The sequence below is a fragment of the Cupriavidus plantarum genome (assembly GCF_905397285.1).
In the GTDB taxonomy this organism is placed as follows: Bacteria; Pseudomonadota; Gammaproteobacteria; order Burkholderiales; family Burkholderiaceae; genus Cupriavidus; species Cupriavidus plantarum.
Window position 1 is genome coordinate 561,193 of sequence record NZ_CAJPUX010000002.1, and the last position, 14,254, is coordinate 575,446.

Annotated in this window: 14 protein-coding genes; 4 read left to right on the forward strand and 10 right to left on the reverse strand. The window is 66.2% G+C overall.

Features of this window, described 5'->3' with window-relative positions:
* Positions 1–58: 58 nt before the first annotated feature.
* Positions 59–2,350, reverse strand: a complete 2,292-nt coding sequence (metE, locus tag KHP16_RS11240; RefSeq protein WP_211960194.1) for a 5-methyltetrahydropteroyltriglutamate--homocysteine S-methyltransferase — start codon at positions 2,348–2,350, stop codon at positions 59–61.
* A 122-nt stretch (positions 2,351–2,472) separates the two neighbouring features.
* On the opposite strand from metE, the gene KHP16_RS11245 reads away from it, so the two are divergent.
* Positions 2,473–3,390 carry a LysR family transcriptional regulator gene (locus tag KHP16_RS11245; RefSeq protein ID WP_109583265.1) on the forward strand — a complete coding sequence of 306 codons (918 nt, stop codon included), beginning with the start codon at positions 2,473–2,475 and terminating at the stop codon, positions 3,388–3,390.
* Positions 3,391–3,414: 24 nt separating this feature from the next.
* On the opposite strand, the gene KHP16_RS11250 is transcribed toward KHP16_RS11245, so the two are convergent.
* The gene (locus KHP16_RS11250) at positions 3,415–3,735 is read right to left on the reverse strand and encodes an AsnC family transcriptional regulator (protein WP_244835757.1); all 321 of its coding nucleotides are present in this window, start codon (positions 3,733–3,735) and stop codon (positions 3,415–3,417) included.
* A gap of 155 nt (positions 3,736–3,890) precedes the next feature.
* On the opposite strand from KHP16_RS11250, the gene KHP16_RS11255 reads away from it, so the two are divergent.
* On the forward strand, positions 3,891–4,361 hold the full coding sequence (locus KHP16_RS11255) for an Lrp/AsnC family transcriptional regulator (protein WP_109583264.1): 471 nt from the start codon (positions 3,891–3,893) through the stop codon (positions 4,359–4,361).
* 115 nt (positions 4,362–4,476) lie between these two features.
* Positions 4,477–4,647 carry a hypothetical protein gene (locus KHP16_RS11260; RefSeq protein WP_167468429.1) on the forward strand — a complete coding sequence of 57 codons (171 nt, stop codon included), beginning with the start codon at positions 4,477–4,479 and terminating at the stop codon, positions 4,645–4,647.
* A gap of 10 nt (positions 4,648–4,657) precedes the next feature.
* Here KHP16_RS11260 and KHP16_RS11265 read toward each other — a convergent pair whose 3' ends face one another.
* From KHP16_RS11265 to KHP16_RS11285, 5 genes are all read right to left on the reverse strand, one after another.
* The gene (locus KHP16_RS11265; RefSeq protein ID WP_109583737.1) at positions 4,658–5,164 is read right to left on the reverse strand and encodes a hypothetical protein; all 507 of its coding nucleotides are present in this window, start codon (positions 5,162–5,164) and stop codon (positions 4,658–4,660) included.
* 189 nt (positions 5,165–5,353) lie between these two features.
* The gene (locus tag KHP16_RS11270; protein WP_109583263.1) at positions 5,354–6,787 is read right to left on the reverse strand and encodes an HDOD domain-containing protein; all 1,434 of its coding nucleotides are present in this window, start codon (positions 6,785–6,787) and stop codon (positions 5,354–5,356) included.
* On the reverse strand, positions 6,784–8,610 hold the full coding sequence (locus KHP16_RS11275; protein WP_109583262.1) for a putative bifunctional diguanylate cyclase/phosphodiesterase: 1,827 nt from the start codon (positions 8,608–8,610) through the stop codon (positions 6,784–6,786). Before KHP16_RS11275 ends, KHP16_RS11270 begins: the two co-directional genes overlap by 4 nt.
* A gap of 338 nt (positions 8,611–8,948) precedes the next feature.
* Positions 8,949–9,131, reverse strand: coding sequence for a YjfB family protein (locus tag KHP16_RS11280; RefSeq protein WP_121491568.1), 183 nt, complete (start codon positions 9,129–9,131; stop codon positions 8,949–8,951).
* 177 nt (positions 9,132–9,308) lie between these two features.
* On the reverse strand, positions 9,309–9,665 hold the full coding sequence (locus KHP16_RS11285) for a hypothetical protein (protein ID WP_109583260.1): 357 nt from the start codon (positions 9,663–9,665) through the stop codon (positions 9,309–9,311).
* A gap of 284 nt (positions 9,666–9,949) precedes the next feature.
* Here KHP16_RS11285 and mdtD point away from each other — a divergent pair, with 284 nt between their 5' ends.
* Positions 9,950–11,419: a multidrug transporter subunit MdtD gene (gene mdtD / locus KHP16_RS11290; protein ID WP_258308011.1), complete on the forward strand. Its 1,470-nt coding sequence runs from the start codon at positions 9,950–9,952 to the stop codon at positions 11,417–11,419.
* A 21-nt stretch (positions 11,420–11,440) separates the two neighbouring features.
* Here the strand turns inward: mdtD and KHP16_RS11295 are convergent, their stop codons facing one another.
* From KHP16_RS11295 to KHP16_RS11305, 3 genes are read right to left on the reverse strand one after another with little or no spacing between them, the layout of a single operon-like run.
* Positions 11,441–12,409, reverse strand: coding sequence for a threo-3-hydroxy-L-aspartate ammonia-lyase (locus KHP16_RS11295; RefSeq protein WP_109583258.1), 969 nt, complete (start codon positions 12,407–12,409; stop codon positions 11,441–11,443).
* Between the two features lie 19 nt (positions 12,410–12,428).
* The gene (locus tag KHP16_RS11300) at positions 12,429–13,496 is read right to left on the reverse strand and encodes an ornithine cyclodeaminase family protein (RefSeq protein WP_211960195.1); all 1,068 of its coding nucleotides are present in this window, start codon (positions 13,494–13,496) and stop codon (positions 12,429–12,431) included.
* Positions 13,486–14,145 carry a helix-turn-helix transcriptional regulator gene (locus tag KHP16_RS11305; RefSeq protein ID WP_115953175.1) on the reverse strand — a complete coding sequence of 220 codons (660 nt, stop codon included), beginning with the start codon at positions 14,143–14,145 and terminating at the stop codon, positions 13,486–13,488. The genes KHP16_RS11300 and KHP16_RS11305 overlap by 11 nt, the downstream gene beginning before the upstream one ends.
* Between the last annotated feature and the right edge of the window lie 109 nt (positions 14,146–14,254).

The following is a 14,254-nucleotide window of genomic DNA, read 5'->3' on the forward strand; positions in this document are numbered from 1 at the left end:
AGGCCGCAAGAAGCGGCGCCATGCGACACGGCGCCGCATTGGCCGGAAGTGTGACGGCCTACGCCGCGAGGCGCGCGCGCAGGTGGCGCGTGGCCGCGACCATGTTCGTCAGCGCGGCCTCGGTCTCCGCCCAGCCGCGCGTCTTGAGGCCGCAGTCTGGATTGACCCACAGCCGCTCCGGCGGAATCACCTCGCATGCGCGTTCCAGCAGCCGCGTGATGGCGGACACCTCTGGCACGCGCGGCGAATGGATGTCATACACGCCGGGCCCGATCTCGTTGGGATACGCGAACGCGCCAAAGCCTTCGAGCAGTTCCATCGCCGAACGCGAGGTTTCGATCGTGATGACGTCGGCATCCATGGACGCGATGGCGGGAAGGATGTCGTTGAACTCGGCATAGCACATGTGGGTATGGATCTGCGTCCGATCCGCCACGCCCGATGCCGATAGCCGGAACGCCTCGACGGCCCAGTCCAGATACGCGGGCCAGTCCGAGGCGCGCAGCGGCAGGCCTTCGCGCAACGCGGGCTCGTCGATCTGGATCACGCGGATGCCCGCGGCCTCGAGATCGGCGACTTCGTCCCGAATGGCCAGCGCAAGCTGGCGCGCCGTCGTCGCGCGGGGCTGATCGTCGCGCACGAACGACCACTGCAGCATCGTGACGGGGCCCGTGAGCATGCCCTTCATCGGACGGTCCGTCAGCGATTGTGCAAAGCGCGTGGTATCGACGGTCATCGGCTCGGGGCGATAGACGTCGCCGTAAAGCACAGGCGGCTTCACGCAGCGCGAGCCATAGCTCTGCACCCAGCCGTTTTCGGTGAATGCGTAGCCGCACAGTTGCTCACCGAAAAACTCGACCATATCGTTGCGCTCGGCCTCGCCATGGACGAGCACATCGAGCCCGAGCGCTTCCTGCTTGCGCACCGCGAGCGTGATCTCCGCGCGCATGCGTTCGAGGTAGGCAAGCGCGCCGAGCTCGCCGCGCTTGTGCGCCGCCCGTGCCTGCCGGATGGCGGGCGTCTGCGGAAAGGAGCCGATGGTGGTCGTCGGCAACGGCGGCAGTTTCAACGCGGCGCGTTGTACCGCGTTGCGCGTCTCGAACGGGCTGGTGCGCGCAGTCATGTCCGGCGTGATGGCGGCGAGCCGCTTGCGCACCGACGCATTGACCACACGACGCGAGGCCGCTCGCGATGCGCGGGCGGCATCGGAGGCCGCCAGTTCGGCGACCACCGCGGCCTCGCCCTTCGTCAGCGCGATGGAGAGCACGCGCAGTTCGTCGAGCTTCTCGGTGGCGAATGCCAGCCACGATCGCAGTTCGGGATCGAGCCGCCGCTCGGCCTCGAGCGAGACAGGCACATGCAGGAGCGAGCAGGACGGCGCGAGCCAGAGACGGTCGCCCAGCGCGGCGTGCAGCGGCTGCAGCCGCGCGAGCACGGCGCGCAGGTCCGCGCGCCAGATATTGCGCCCATCGACGACGCCCGCGGACAGTACCGTATGCGCGGGCAACACGCGCATCCATGCCTCCAGTTGCTCGGGCGCGCGGACCAGGTCGAGGTGGATGCCATGCACGGGCAGCGACGCGATGCGCGCGGCCTGCGCCAGGTCTGGCGCGGCGTTACCGAAGTACGTCGTCAGCAGCAGCTTGACCCCGAGCCGCCCGAGCCCCTCATACGCGATATCGTAGGCATCGAGCCAGCGGGTATCGAGCGCGGTGCACAGCGCGGGCTCATCGATCTGCACCCAGTCTATGCCGCGTTCGGCAAGCTGCGTCAGGATGCGCGCGTAGGCGGCGACGACGCGCGGCAGCAGCGACAGGCGATCGAAGCCCGGGCTGTGGCTCTTGGCGAGCCACAGGTAGGTGACCGGGCCGATCAGCGTGGGACGCACCGCGTGTCCGTGGCCGCGGGCCTCGTCGACCTCGTCGAGGAGCCACGTCGGACCGCCGTTGAACGTGCTCTCCGCGTCGAGTTCCGGCACGAGGTAGTGGTAGTTCGTGTCGAACCACTTGGTCATTTCCATCGCCGGCTGCGCCGCGTTGCCGCGCGCGAGTTCGAAGGACTGCGCGAGCGTGAGCTGTGCCGCGTCGAAGCCGAACCGGCGGGGCAGGGCGCCGAGCAGCACAGTGGTGTTCAGCACGTGATCGTAGAGTGCGAAGTCGCCGACGGCGACGTGGCCGAGTCCGCGATCGGACTGCAATCGCCAATGGCGCTGACGCAGCGCGGCGCCGGTCGCGCGCAGCGTCGCTTCAGCGGGGGCATCCATGTCGCCGTGCCAGAACGATTCGAGCGCGAACTTCAGTTCACGGCGCGCGCCGATGCGCGGAAAGCCGAGCGTGTGGGTAAGGGGCATGACGCGAGAAGCGGAAATTTAAGGTGGCGCCCAGTGTCCTTTCGCGGCTAGAATGAATCAAGCGACAAGTTTTAAACATAGTATGAATCTATTTCATATTCCCATGAGAGAGCGGGCGGCACATGATTGAAGTCAGGCATTTCCGTTCGCTGGTGGCGATCGCGGAATCGGGCAAGCTCGCGGTGGCCGCCGAGCGTGTGCACGTGAGCCAGTCGGCGCTATCGCATCAGATCAAGGCGATCGAATCGCACTACGGCATGGCGCTGTTCGACCGCACGCGCCAGGGGTTGCGCTTTACGCCGGCGGGCGAGCGGCTGCTGGCGCTTGCGCGCGAGACGCTGGCGGCGATCAGCGCGGCCGAGCGCGACCTCGTTCGCCTCAAGGGCGACACCAGCGGCGAACTGCGTGTGGTGCTCGAATGCCATACGTGTTTCGACTGGCTCATGCCCGTGATGGACGAGTTTCGACGACGCTGGCCGGAGGTGGAGGTCGACCTCGTCGCGGGCTTCCATGCGGATCCACTTTCGCTGATCGCGGAAGGCCGTGCCGATATGGTGATCGGCTCCCGGCCGCCAACGCGGCGCGGGCTCGTCGTCGCACCGCTGTTCCGCTTCGAGATTCTGGCGGTCATCGCCAACGAGCACCGGCTGCGCAACAAGCGGCGGATCGAGGCGCAGGACCTCGCTGGGGAGACGCTGATCACCTATCCGGTGCCCGAGACGCGCATCGATCTGATTCGGGAGGTGCTGGAGCCCGCGGGCATCCGGCTGCAGCGGCGCACGGCCGAACTGACCGTGGCCGTGCTGCAACTCGTGGCGAGCCGGCGCGGCGTGGCCGCGCTACCGAACTGGGGCGTCAAGAACTACGTCGACCATGACTACGTGCTGGCCAAGCGTATCGGGGCGAAGGGGCTGTGGAGCGAGCTATTCGCGACGGTGCCGTCCGCGATGGCGGAGCGGCCCTATGTGGACGACTTCGTGGCGATCGTCCGCGACACCTGCGCGGCCGAACTCGACGGCATCGAGTTGCTGGCCGCCTGAGGGCGCCTGAGGTGCGGCCCGATATCAGGCGGCCAGGGCCTCCGCGGTGTCGGCCGCCTCGATGTCTTCCTGTTCGGTGAACTCGGCCTCGAGCACCGCCAGATCCACGCCCTGCTCGACGCGCCGCAGGAACAATTGCAGCAGGCCAGCCTCCGGCGCCTCCGTCACGAGACGCGCGGTGCGCCCCTGCATATGCATCTGCTGCAACGACAGACCGGTACGGCGGGCGCTCGCGAGCACCCATTCGAGCGTGCCGAACGTGTCGGTGCCATGGAGGCGGAGGTCGAGTTGCAGCGTCGGGAGCGACAAAGCGGCAGACATAGTGGCGGACATAGTGGCGGACATGGCGGCGGTCGGTAGGGTGGGTGCGATGAGGGACACTGTACCAGCGGCCCCTCAAAATAGGCTTCTCATTTTTCTGCGATATACGTCGAAATAGAGAAGATTCCACTGGAACGTGTAGACTCACGAGAAATTCGTTCCAAATTTTGGGCCACGCCATGAATTTCCCTCCGAAACTCGACGACGTCGATCGCCGCATCCTCCGCGAACTGCGGCGCGACGGCCGCATCTCGAATACGAAGCTGGCCGAGCGCGTCGGCCTGTCCGCCACGCCCTGCTGGAACCGCGTTCGCGCGCTGGAGGAAGCCGGTGTCATCGATGGCTATGCCGCGCTATTGAACCAGAAGGCATTGGGTTTGCCGGACACGGTGCTGATCGAAGTCACGCTGGACCGTCACGACGACGACATGCTGCACCGCTTCGGCGAAGCGCTCGCCGAGTTGCCGGAAGTCCTGGAGGCTCACCTGCTGACGGGGGAGTACGACTATCTGATCAAGGTGGCGGTGGCGGGCACCGAAGGGTACGAGGAGTTTTTGCGGCACAAACTCTACAAGCTGCCCGGCCTGCGCCACAGCCATTCTACCTTTGTCCTGCGCACGCTCAAGCGCGAGCTCTCGGTGCAGCCATAAGCCCGATGGGCAGTCGGGTAGGAACCGGCCTACAACGCTCTCCGTCGCTCTCCGATGTCTGTCGGATGGCGTGCTGCCTACATTGAATCAGGCTGCAAACATCCGGAGGTGTCATATGTCGTTTTCGCTCTACCTGATCGGTGTGCTGCTGCTTGTCGGCGGCATTGCATGGGGACTCGTCACGATGGGCGTGTCGCAGGTCTATATCGGCATTGCATGCGTGATCGTGCTCGGTATCGGCATCATGTCCGCGGTGTCGCGGACACGTACCAAAGACCCCTCATAGCCCGCCGGGATCAACGGCGGTTACGGTCGCCGCGTGCGTCGAGAATGATCATGGTCCGATCGACCACGCCGGCGTCCGTGAAGTAGACGCTGAAGTGCGCGGGCTGGTACGGCGACACGTACATGCGATACGACCACGCCTCGCGCTTCATCAGCGGGTAGTAGTTGATCGGCTCGCGGGGCCTGCCCCAGCGCTCGAGCACGTCCTTCTTCGTCCAGACGCCCGGCTGCGCCTTGTAGATCTCCGCTTCGGTCAGCATTTCCCGAAAGTTCTTCAGGCGGCCGTTCGCGTCGAAATCCGCGGCGTAGATGTCGTAGCCGTACGGCTGTTTCGAGTAGATCCAGCGCGTGGTGCCGTCAGCGAGTTGAAAGGTATCGGTCGGCTCGCCGAAGGTCTGGCGCACGGCGCTCTCGGGGCTGCCGATGAGCTTGTCGGCGGTCTGCACGGGTTGCAGCTGCGCGCAGCCGGCGAGCACCATGGCTGCCGCGGTGGCCGCGGCCGCGGCCAGCGCCGCCATGCGGATGCGGCGCGGTTGGTAAGGTCGATGGGGGATGGCGGACATCTCGGGTCTCCGTACGGGGCAATGATGAGCATAGTGCATCCACGCTCCTCACATCTGAGACAGATCGCGCGTCTGCATGTTCTATGAACACGCGAGCGCGCCGGAATATTCCCTGTATCGATTCCCCGTATCGATTCCCTGTATCTACCTTGCGGCTTGCGAAGCGGCCGATCGCAGGAAGCTGGCCGCGATTTCCCCGGCAAACGCATCGACGAGCTCGAGCTCGGCATCGGCCAGTCCGCCCGCGCAGCACGTCGCGCCCCAGTCGCCGCAAAGCAGCGCGACGCAGCGGTTGCGCAGCTTGACGGGCGCGAGCATCACGGAGCGGGCCTCGGGCATCGCGTCGCGATACCAGCGCGGCACGCGCTGCGCCACCTCGGGGTCGAACGTGTCCTCGAACTGGAGGGGCCGCGGGGAGATCGTCGCGAAATGGAAGATGTCGGGGACGAAGCCTTCTTCGAACGACAGCGCTTCCAGTTTCTCGCGCACGCCGTTGCCGAAGCCGAGCCGCGCATCGAAGCGCTTGGCGCCGGGGTTCAGCACCATCAGGAAGCAGTGCTCGAAATTGAGCGCGCGCATGACGGACTCCAGCGCGAGCGGCGCCATCTGGCCGATCGACAGTGCCGCGCCCTCGCGACGCACCTCCTCAAGGCCGATCCGCAGGCGTTCGAGCGCATCGCCGGGCTTGCCCTCGGGGGCGGGGGCCTCCGCGGCGGGTGCTTCGGCTTCGGCGATGGAGGCGCTCAACGTGCCGGCCTGACGGATGGCAAAGCGGATGTCGGCGGCATCGAGGCCCAGCACGCGGGCGTGCTCGCTCAACATGGCTTCGATGTCCTCGGGCGCGGCATCGCGCGTCATTGCCGCGGCGGCCTGAGAGGAGACCTGCGCCATCGCGCCGAGCCAGTCGGCATGGGTCTCGATGACGGTTTCCGAGGTCACCGGTCGGTGGCTCATCGTATTGGCAATGAGGCCAGGCAGGCGCCATTTGATGGCGGCGGCTTCCGCGATCTCGGCCAGCGAAACGCCGACGACCTCGACGCACGCGTCCGTCTCGACCATGTCGCCCGATTCGGTCAGCGCCTGGATGCGCTCCCACTCGTCGGGGAAATAGAACACGAGCAACAGGCGGCTCATGTGGTGCATCAACGTGCAGACAACCGCTTCCTCGCCTTCGTTGATGCCGCGCGCATTGCTGAGCGCGCGGGTGATCTCGCCCGCGACGAGCGCCTGCGTCATCGCGCGCGCGGCCTGCGGACGGCTCGGGGCCACGCCGTGGAAGTAGTCGAGCAACTGCACGCCGAGCGTCAGATGGCTGATCGCCTCCACGCCCAGTACGAGAATCGCGCGGGAGACCGTTGTGACCTCGCCGCCGAACGAGCGGTACATCGCCGAGTTGGCGAGGCGAATGACCTTTTGCGACAGGCTGAAGTCCGACAGCACGCTCGCGGCCATTTCGCCGACGTTGAGCTCGCTCTGCAGCGTCTTGAAGATGTTATCGACGGAATACTGCAGCGTGGGGAAGTCCCCCTGCTGCGCCATCCTGTTCCAGAGCGTCTCGAAGAAGGCGGCTTTTCTCATGCCTGCCCCTGCGATGGGAACACGTCGGTCTTACCCAGCCGCAGCGTACCGGCGCGCAGGGAACGCTCGAACTCGCCGGGCGGCAGTGCCTGCGCATAGCGCCATCCCTGCACGAGGGTGCAGCCCTGCGCCGACAGCAACTGGGCCTGCGCGTCGGACTCCACGCCTTCCGCGATGGCCACGAGGCCGAGTTCGCGCGACAGCGACATGACCGCGGACACGATCGTGCGTGCATGCGGGGAGTCCATCATGTCGCTGACGAAGCTGCGGTCGATCTTGAGCGCGGACAGCGGGAAGCGGCGCAGGTAGGACAGGCTCGAGTATCCGGTGCCGAAGTCGTCGACGGCAAAGCGGATGCCGAGCGCGCGCAGTTCCGTGAGTAGCGACTCGGTCGCGGCGGGATCGGTCATCAGCGCGCTTTCGGTGATCTCCAGCACCACGCGGTCCGGGGCGATGCGCGCGTCATGGATCGCGTTCCGCACGCTGTCCAGGAAGCCCGGATGGCGGAACTGCACCGGCGACACGTTGACCGACATGTGCTGCACGTGAAAGCCCTGAGCGTCCCAACTGGCGAGCTGCGCGCACGCGCAACGCAGCGCCCAGGCGCCGAGATGCTTGATCAGCCCGTTGTTCTCGGCCATCGGAATGAAGACGTCCGGGGCGATGGCGCCCTGCGGATGCTCCCACCGCATCAGCGCCTCGGTGGCGCAGACCTCGCCGGTCTCCGGCCACACGATTGGCTGGTAATGCAGCAGGAATTCGCCGTTCTGCACGGCTTCGAACATGCTTTGTTCGATGCGGAACTGCTCGTCGAGCCGGTGCTCGAACTCTGGCGAGTACAGGCAGTAGCGGTTCTTGCCGAGCGCCTTGGCCTCGTACATCGCGAGGTCGGCGCGGCGCAGCCATTGCGATTCCGTCAGCGGCGCGTCGGTCGGGTGCGAAGCCGAACCCCAGAAGGCCAGCCCGATGCTCGTCGTGATGCGTACCTGGCAGCCGCCCAGATGGAACGGCTGGCGGCTCACGTGGATCACACGTTCGAGAATGCGTATCGCTTCCGATTCGGAGTCGAGCCCTTCCAGCAGCAGCACGAATTCATCGCCGCCGAGCCGCGCGACCATATTGCGCGAGCGCAGGGCGTCCTGGAGCCGCTTGCCGATTTCCTTCAGCAGCGCGTCGCCGAACTCGTGCCCGAGCGAATCGTTGACCTTCTTGAAACCGTCGAGATCCATGAGCGCCAGCGCGAACAACTGGCCGGGCGTGCCGCGCGCGGCGAATTCGGCGATGCGCTTGCGCATGAAGGCACGGTTGCCGGCGCCCGTGAGAGGGTCCTGATAGGAGAGTTCGACCAGCTGGCGCTCGTTCTCCACCCAATCTGTCACGTCGTGACCCGTCAGGAGCAGTTCGGTGCGGTCGTCGCCGAGGCGCCGCGTGATGCGCAGATCGATCCAGCGGCTGCTGCGGATGCCGCAGACGAAGCGGAAGCGGTCGCGTCGCACGGTGCCGTCCTGCGCGCAGCGCTGGAGCAGCCAGGCCAGGCGCTGGCGTTCCTCGGCCGCAACGATGTCGAGCACGGACACGCGGAGCAGGTATTCGCGGGGATAGTCGAGCAGCAACGCCGACGACTCGGTGGCGCGGCGGATGCGGCCGGCGGTCTCGGTCAGCAGGGCCAGGTCGCCCGTGGCCTCCAGCAGTGCCCAGCCTTCGCGTTCGGCCGCGCCATCGTCCGGGCTCTCGCCGGACCCCGCGGACAGGACATCGAGCGCCACGAAATCCCGGTCGACGGGGTCGTGAGCCAGAGCCACATCAAACGTAATCGAGGTCATCGAGTTCCTCAGCGTGGGTTTTTCTGGTTCGCGTGCGTGGACGACATGAGTCGGGACCCGAGTAAAAACACCGGACGAGAGCCAGCGTGCAACAACGCAATCTCCAGAAATCCACCAGGCTGGCGGCAACGAATGACAAGTGAGCGACCGATTCTAATACGAGGGCTTACGCTTGGCGATGGCCGCGGGCTGCCGAAGGGCCGGCAGTTGGCGTTTTCGCACAACGTGGCGTTTTTCCACGATAACCTTCGCAGTTCGGTTTATATTCTCGCCCCCCTACGTCCGCACGTGGTGGTATACGGCACCGAACGCTTCCGCGCGTGTCCGGTACCCGTTCGTCAAACCTTGATGTCGATGTTCTGGCCGAGATGCGGCGGGTTGCTGGAAGGGGACACCTGCGGCATGCCCTGAAGCAGCGCGGCCACGCCCGCGGCCTGCATGTCCAGCGACTTGCGCAGCATCAACAGCGGTACGGGATTATTGCCCGCATTGCTGGCCGCGCTGACAACGGATGTATCCATGAATGTCGTCCGATTCGTTCGATTCGTTGAGGGAAGCGCGGGAGAAAACTCCCTGCATCGACCATTAACGGCGCGGTGGAAGCATTCCTGAAGGGTAGAGCGAGGGAATTATGGGGAAGAATCCCCCCCTCCAGAGGGGAGGGGGGAGAGGGGCGTGTTACGGCTGGGTGTCGCCGATTACTTCGTGGCGTCCGCCGGTGCCTTCTTGTGGGCCGACGACTTTTTCTTGGCGGGCTTGGCGGCCTTGTCATCGACCAGCGCGCTGGCGGTGTTCTGGCGGGCGCCCTGCGTGTACGGATCGAACTTGTCGTTCTTGGCCGTATCCGGGATATAGCCGTCCTTGTTGGTCACGCGATTGGCGTCGGGCGTGTAGCCGTCCTTGTTGCTGATGCGGTTGGGATCGGGCACGTAGCCGTCCTTGTTCGTGGTCCGCATGTTGTAGTCGTAGCGGTCGGCCGGGTTGGCCGGGCCCGCCGCGTATGCCATGCCGGTGGACAGCAGGGCGAGGGCGGCGACGGCAGCGATGGTCTTCATGGTGACTCCTGTCTTAGCGTGGGGGAAACATCCCGCACCGATGCGCGCGCACGGGGCCCTTAACGGGGCTGCCCATCAGCGTACCCCTACGCGCGAGAAGTTTCCAGACACCCCCAAACCAAGGTATTACCGTTACCGCCAAACCGGTACCGATCCATCATGGCCGTGGTCGTGCTGCAGCGCAGCATGCCGCTGCGGTCTGTGACCCTGCTGGCCATGGTGTCAGCGATCGGCTGACTTGCCACGGAAGCCGTGCCGGGCATAAGGTCTGGGTTTTCGCCGCGCTGGCTCGCCGCGCTGCCGCACCCCCTCCCGGAGTTTCCCGAATGCCCACGTCTTTGCCGGACGACCGCAACCTGCGCATCATGTTGTGGGTCGTCGCGGTCGGCTTTTTCATGCAGACGCTCGACTCGACGATCGTCAATACCGCGTTGCCAGCCATGGCGGCGAGCCTCGGCGAGAGTCCGCTGCGCATGCAGTCGGTCATCATTGCGTACTCCCTGACGATGGCCGTGATCATTCCTGCTTCGGGCTGGCTGGCCGACCGTTTCGGGACGCGCACCATCTTTCAGGTCGCCATCGCGCTGTTCGTGCTGGGATCGCTGCTTTGCGCATGGGCGCAGTCGCTGACCGTGCTCGTCATCGCGCGCGTCGTGCAGGGGGTGGGTGGGGCGATGCTGCTGCCGGTCGGGCGGTTATCGGTACTGCGAACGTTCCCGCGCGACCAGTATCTTCAGGCGCTGAGCTTCGTGGCGATTCCCGGGATGATCGGTCCGCTGATCGGGCCGACGCTCGGCGGCTGGCTGACCCAGACGTTTTCGTGGCACTGGATCTTCCTGATCAATGTGCCGGTGGGGGTGATCGGCGCGATCGCGACTATCCGGTACATGCCGAATGCGCGGCTGCCCGGTATCGGCTCCTTCGATCTTGGCGGGTACTTTCTGCTTGCCGTGGCGATGGTGACGCTGTCGTTCGCGCTCGACGGGCTGGCCGAGCTCGGTTTTCAGCCAGCGGTCGTGCTGATGCTGCTGATCGCAAGCCTGGGCGCGCTCACGGTGTACGTATTGCATGCGCGACGGCGGCGTCAGCCGCTGTTTCCGCTGCGGTTGTTCCGCATCCACGCTTTCAGCGTCGGTTTGCTCGGCAACCTGTTCGCGCGGATCGGCAACGGCGCGATGCCCTTCCTGATCCCGCTCACGCTGCAGGTGAGCCTCGGCTTCTCGCCATTCGACGCGGGGCTGATGATGTTGCCGGTGACGGCGGCGGGCATGGGCGCCAAGCGGCTGGCCACCGCGCTCATCGAGAAACATGGGTATCGGCGCGTGCTGACGACCAATACGGTGCTGGTGGGCATTGTCATCGCATCGTTCGCGCTGATTTCGCCTGGCCGGCCCCTCGCGCTGACCATCGTGCAGCTGGCCATTTTCGGCGCGGTGAACTCGATCCAGTTCACGGCAATGAACACGGTCACGCTCAAGGACCTGGGCGGCAACACCGCCAGCAGCGGCAACAGCATGCTGTCCATGGTGCAGATGCTCTCGATGAGCCTCGCCGTGACGTCGGCCGGGGCGCTGCTGTCCACCTTCCAGCAAGGCATCGGCCGCCATTCCGGCATGGCCGTCCTGCCCGCATTCCACACGACGTTCCTCTGCCTCGGCGTCATCACGGCGGCATCCGCCTGGATTTTCCTGCAACTCGCCCCCGAGCCGACCAGCGGCACCCGCGACGAGGTCAAGCAGGCCGGGGAGATGTGACCCGGCCTCCCGGCTGAGCCGTTATGCGGCCAACAACTCGCAGAAGCGTTCCAGGTCGACGTTGCCGCCGCTGATGATCACGCCGATGCGTTTGCCCTGCAGTTCGGGTTTGATCGTGAACGCGCCGGCCAGGCCAAGGGCGCCTGTCGGTTCGACGAGGATCTTCATGCGGGCGGCGAACAGGCGCATGGCGTCGACCAGTTGCGCGTCCGTGGCGGTGAGGATGTCGGTGACGTCGCGGCGGATGATGCCGAACGTGTAGTCCCCAAGGTGCTGCGTTTGCGCGCCGTCGGCGATGGTCTTCGGCGTGGCGATGTTCACGATTTCGCCGGAGCGGAACGAGCGTTGGCCGTCGTTGCCGGCTTCCGGTTCCACGCCGTAGATCCTGCATTGCGGGGCGAGCGCGCGGGTGGCCAGCGCCGTGCCCGAGAGCAGGCCGCCGCCGCCCAGCGGCGTGAAGATGGCGTCGAGCGCGCCGGCTTCCTCGAACAATTCCTTCGCCGCGGTGCCCTGGCCCGTCAGCACGTCCGGATGGTCGTACGGCGGGATCAGCGTCATGCCGTGTTCCTCGGCGAGCTTCCGGCCGATGGCTTCGCGGTCTTCCTTGTAGCGGTCGTACACCACGACGTTGCCGCCATAGCCCTTGGTCGCCGCGACCTTCGCCGCGGGGGCGTCATGCGGCATGATGATCGTCGCGGGCATGCCCAGCAGGCGCGCGGACAGCGCGATGGCCTGCGCGTGATTGCCCGACGAGAACGCGACCACGCCCGCGCGGCGTTGCTCGGGAGTGAACCGCGACAGGGCGTTGAAGCCGCCGCGGAATTTGAACGCGCCCATGCGCTGCAGGTTCTCGCACTTGAAGAACACTTCGGCGCCGAGCAGGTCGTTGACCGTGCGGGACGTCATGACGGGGGTCTTGTGCGCGTAGCCCTCGATCCGCTTCGCGGCGGCTTCGACATCGGCGTAAGTGGGCAGGGTGAGGTCGGTCATGGTTCGTGGCTGTAGTGAATTACCAGGGCCATGCGAGGGCGGTACCCGCGCCCTCCGCCATGGCTCGTTCGTGGATCATGCGCCCGACGGTCAGGTCCTGCAACGCCAGACCCGTCATGTCGAACACGGTGATATCGCCGCGCTGCCGCGCGATGGAGGCCTTGCCCGTCAGCAGATCGCCGATCTCGATGCATGCCACGCCGGGCGCCCACTGGCGCTCGCCGATCGTGACCGATTGCTCGCGGTCGTCGGCGACAACGATCGCGCGCTCGAGCACACCGTGGGGCAATTCGCGCTTGCCGCGCGTGTCGGTGCCGACCGCGTTGATGTGCGTGCCGGGCTGCAGGGCGTCCGCATCGAACAGCGGACCGCGGCCCGGTGTGGCGGTGATGACGATGTCGCTCTCGCTGACGGCGCGATTCGGGTCGGCGGCATGCGTTACCGTGCATCGCGCGGTGCCCGTTGCGCTTGCGGACGCGCTTGTGGAAGCGCTTGTGGAAGCGATAGCGGCGCCGATCGCCGCCTCGAACGCGGCATCGGGCGCGCCGCTGTGGCTGACATAGCGTACGTTGCGCAACGACGGCATCAATCGGAGCGCGAATGCCGCCTGCACGCGCGCCTGCACGCCGGTTCCGAACACGCACAACGCGGCGCTGTCTGGCCGTGCGAGCTGTTGCAGGCCGATGCCGCCGGCCGCGCCCGTCCGCGCGGTGGTGATCGCGTTGCCATCGATCATGCAGACCGGGCGCCCCGTCAGGGGATCGATCAGGAGGATCGTCGCCTGATGCGGTTCGCCGCCTTGCTTTCGATTCGCCGGCCAGAAGCCCGCGGCCTTGAAACCGAGCAGGCCCTGCGCGGGGACATCGCCCGCCTTGATGCCGAACACGCCGCCGGCCGGCAGTGATTCTCGAATGACGGGAAACACGCGGCCTTCGCGCTCGCTGTGCAGCGTGAAGGCTTCGCGGGTGGCGCGCAGCACGTCGTCGGGATGCAGCAGCGATTCCACGGCGTGCTTGTCGAGCAGCAGGAGCCTGGCGTCGGCAGGTCGGAGCGGGCTCGTTGGCGGGGTGGTTCGTTCAGCGGGCATAGCTATAGACGGAGGCACGCGACACGCCGAGGTGCGCGGCAATGGTTTCCATGGCGCGCCGCACGTCGAGCAGTCCGGCGGCCTTCAGTTCGGCCAGCAGCGTACGGCGCTCGTCGGTGCGCAGGGCACGCGGTGTGGTGGCGTGGCGCGCGGCGAAGGCGTCGATGCGCGCGCGAATGGCATCCGCGCCCGCCGGGTCCAGCGATTCGCGCGGAGCCTCGGCGTCCATCCGCATGAACTGGTTCATCGCGCTCTGCAATCCGCGGAACAGGGTCAGGTCGAGGTTCAGGCAAAGCGCGGCGATATAACGCCCGCTTGAGTCCTTGATGCCGATCGACGTGCTCTTCGCCTGCCGCCCATCCGCGAACTGGTTCGCATAGTTCGCGAGCACCTGCGTGAAGTCCGGATCCGCGATCCGCGCCATGCCCAGTTCCGTTGCCGGGTCGCCGACCTGGCGGCCGGACAGGCTGTTATGGATCGCGAGGATGGCCTGGTCGGGCTCCAGCAGGTCGTGCACCACGACCTCGCAGAACGGCGCGAGCGTCTGGCCGAGGCCGTCGGCGATCTGCCTCAGCTGTTCCAGCATGGTGTGCTGCTCAGGGGTGCGGGTGCGAGTGCCGGATCGGGCTCGGGTGGGGCGGGCTTTCATCTTTACAGTTTGTGCAACTATGGACGAAATGTCAAGGATTGCACGCCGGCCGACTCTTTGCTTCGGGTGACTGCGCTAATTGTGCATCGTCATTGAATCGATTCTATTG

Excerpts from the sequence above, each read along its gene's own strand:
- metE (WP_211960194.1), bottom strand. The coding sequence starts at position 2,350 with ATGCCCCTTACCCACACGCTCGGCTTTCCGCGCATCGGCGCGCGCCGT.
- KHP16_RS11270 (WP_109583263.1), bottom strand. The coding sequence starts at position 6,787 with ATGAGAAAAGCCGCCTTCTTCGAGACGCTCTGGAACAGGATGGCGCAG.
- KHP16_RS11260 (WP_167468429.1), top strand. The coding sequence starts at position 4,477 with ATGTCGTTTTCGCTCTACCTGATCGGTGTGCTGCTGCTTGTCGGCGGC.
- KHP16_RS11280 (WP_121491568.1), bottom strand. The coding sequence starts at position 9,131 with ATGGATACATCCGTTGTCAGCGCGGCCAGCAATGCGGGCAATAATCCC.
- KHP16_RS11250 (WP_244835757.1), bottom strand. The coding sequence starts at position 3,735 with ATGTCCGCCACTATGTCCGCCACTATGTCTGCCGCTTTGTCGCTCCCG.
- KHP16_RS11245 (WP_109583265.1), top strand. The coding sequence starts at position 2,473 with ATGATTGAAGTCAGGCATTTCCGTTCGCTGGTGGCGATCGCGGAATCG.
- KHP16_RS11275 (WP_109583262.1), bottom strand. The coding sequence starts at position 8,610 with ATGACCTCGATTACGTTTGATGTGGCTCTGGCTCACGACCCCGTCGAC.
- KHP16_RS11265 (WP_109583737.1), bottom strand. The coding sequence starts at position 5,164 with ATGGCGGCGCTGGCCGCGGCCGCGGCCACCGCGGCAGCCATGGTGCTC.
- KHP16_RS11255 (WP_109583264.1), top strand. The coding sequence starts at position 3,891 with ATGAATTTCCCTCCGAAACTCGACGACGTCGATCGCCGCATCCTCCGC.
- KHP16_RS11305 (WP_115953175.1), bottom strand. The coding sequence starts at position 14,145 with ATGAAAGCCCGCCCCACCCGAGCCCGATCCGGCACTCGCACCCGCACC.
- KHP16_RS11300 (WP_211960195.1), bottom strand. The coding sequence starts at position 13,496 with ATGCCCGCTGAACGAACCACCCCGCCAACGAGCCCGCTCCGACCTGCC.
- KHP16_RS11295 (WP_109583258.1), bottom strand. The coding sequence starts at position 12,409 with ATGACCGACCTCACCCTGCCCACTTACGCCGATGTCGAAGCCGCCGCG.
- KHP16_RS11285 (WP_109583260.1), bottom strand. The coding sequence starts at position 9,665 with ATGAAGACCATCGCTGCCGTCGCCGCCCTCGCCCTGCTGTCCACCGGC.